Genomic DNA, 2,481 nt, shown 5'->3' with positions numbered 1-2,481 from the left:
ACCATAAGATAGTGGATTTTTTCTAACTTTATCATGTCCTTCCATCTCATCTATTGGAATATCTTTTAGATAATGTGCTGGCTCAGCTTGATAAGTAATACCTGCACCCCATAATATTCCTGGTGTAAACTCATAGAAGCTTACTTCAAGAGTTTTATCATCTATTCTCTTAAGTCCTGAAATAGTATCTGCTTTTCCTTGGTTATAGTCAAGCATACCTACAACGTTGTGATAATTACTGTCAAATCTAGTTCCCTTATAATCTTTGTGTCCTATACTATTATATACAAAGATTAAATCATCAGAAGTTACAGGTACTCCATCAGACCAAGTTAAATCCTTGTGAATCTTGTAAGTAGCAGTTTTAGCTTCTCTATCGAAGTCAACATCACACCATCCACCATCTACTATTTCTTTATTTTGACCTGCTCTCATGAATCCTGATTGTAGAGGCTCTGCTAATTGACTATCTACAGCATTTGAAGATAAGAATGTACAGAAGATACCTTCAAAAGGTGTCTCTGTTACTATAGCAACATTAAGTGTACCGCCTACTGTTGCCCCATCTTTTTTAATAGTCATTGGATGAGGTAGTACAATATCTACACCTACAGCAGCTTCATCTTGTCCTTGGTCGCCTTTATCTTCTGGCTGTTGAGACACATCTTCATTACTTACTGGTGGCTCTTGGTCTACCTTTTTACCACAGGATGTCAGTACAAGTACTAATATCAGCAGTAATGGAATAATAACTTTCCAACTTCTTTTCATTTTAATTTCCCCCTTCTTTATCCTAATCTTTGTTTTGCGTCGGACGCCATTTTAACAGCTTGGCCAACGTAATTTATACACAGCATCATCACTAGTATCAATAATGATGCAGGTAACCATAGTTTGCCTATCATGACACTTGGAGTTCTTGCATATGAAACCAAAGTTCCAAGTGATGGTGTCGCTGGCGACAAACCAAATCCTAAGAAAGATAATCCAGTTTCAATCCCTATGTTCCCTACAAATCCTAAAATTAACTCAACGATAATGATTCAACTAATATTTGGAAGAATTCCAGTAAACATAATCTTCAAACCACTTGTTCCCATTCCTCATGAAACAAAAACGGCCTAAGATTTAAGCATAAAACTTTTAAAAAACCCACGAGAACATATATGAATTACATCAGTTTTCATAGCTGACTTTTTATTTCTATGCAAAAAAGGAGTGCTGCAAACTACTTAAAAGTAATTTTGCAACACCCCCTTTATTTAATTAGAATCTTCTTATTTTGCTTTTTCAGGAGTGTCAGCTAATAAACCAATCTTTTCCCATCCCCAGTCATAATTCATAGGGTCTGCATCCCAGTAGTTAACTCTGTTATTAAGTGCTGTCAATTCAATTCTATAGTGAGTTGGAGCTACTATTACTTGCTCCATAGCATATTTTTGCCAATCATGATATGCTTTTACCATGTACTCATTATCCATTCCATCTGGTCCAAATGCATCATTTGAATTAATAGCATTAATTAGTTTATCGTTTTCATCTGCTGCAAATCTTACATAGTTAAACAGAGAGTGTCTTCCCCATAATCCTGATGGCTCTGGGTTAGATCCTACTTGCCAAGCTCCTGCAAATAGATCTATATCTTCATTATCTTCTTCAACCATATCGTAGAATGCATTCATCTCTATTAATCTGCCATTTTGTAATACTACATCTAATCCAACATCTCTAAAGTTTTGAATATAGAATTGAGCTAACGGCTCAGCTATATCTCCACCTGACATTGAAAGGTAGTTGATTTGTAGCTTGTTACCCTTTGGATCTTCTCTAAGTCCATCTCCATCTACATCTTTATATCCAGCTTCATCTAATATCTGCATTGCTTTTTCTGGGTTATATGGATAACCTTCTTGCTTATCATTCCAGAAACTAGCATGATATGGCGTAATTAATGCATTAGCAGGTATTCTCAAATCGTTATAGAACAATTCTGCTACTTCTTCATTATTCATAGCATAAGCTATTGCTTGTCTTAATCTCACATCAGCTAATTTTGCATTTGGATCTGGCACAACTTTTTTAGTTTCTACATCCCACTTTCCTTGTTTAAATCCTAGATATCCTAAAGATCTACTTACAGCTGATGTTAAAGTGATATTGCTTAAATCCTTATACTCTGGATAACTATTAACATTGATCTTATTAACAATATCAAATGTTCCAGCCTTTAATGCTTCTACAATAGTATCTGAACTTGTTCTCTTTGCTACAATCTTATCTACCTTTGGCTTCTCTCCAAACCAATGTGGATTTGGAACGTATTCTACTGATTCTCCAGGTACTATATTAGATACCATAAATGGGCCATAAGATAGTGGATTTTTTCTAACTCTGTCATGTCCTTCCATTTTATCTAGTGGAATATCTTTTAGATAATGTGCTGGCTCAGCTTGATAAGTAAGACCTGCACCCCATAATATT

The 2,481-nt window shown here is 35.2% G+C and carries 3 protein-coding genes; 1 reads left to right on the top strand and 2 read right to left on the bottom strand.

All coding sequences use genetic code 11. The features are described 5' to 3' along the window. Window positions 1-771 (bottom strand): ABC transporter substrate-binding protein (locus tag CIW83_RS21680; protein WP_235601447.1); only part of this gene is annotated, 771 nt, incomplete at its 3' end. A gap of 123 nt (window positions 772-894) precedes the next feature. Here CIW83_RS21680 and CIW83_RS24690 point away from each other — a divergent pair. After that, window positions 895-1,125, top strand: a complete 231-nt coding sequence (locus CIW83_RS24690) for a hypothetical protein (protein WP_201260096.1) — start codon at window positions 895-897, stop codon at window positions 1,123-1,125. 152 nt (window positions 1,126-1,277) lie between these two features. Here CIW83_RS24690 and CIW83_RS21670 read toward each other — a convergent pair. After that, window positions 1,278-2,481 (bottom strand): ABC transporter substrate-binding protein (locus CIW83_RS21670; protein ID WP_201260095.1); only part of this gene is annotated, 1,204 nt, incomplete at its 5' end.

The sequence above is a fragment of the Tissierella sp. P1 genome (genome assembly GCF_002266425.1).
Taxonomy (GTDB): domain Bacteria; phylum Bacillota; class Clostridia; order Tissierellales; family Tissierellaceae; genus Tissierella; species Tissierella carlieri.
The sequence above is the reverse complement of the archived record's forward strand: the minus strand, read 5'-3'. Positions and strand labels throughout refer to the sequence as shown.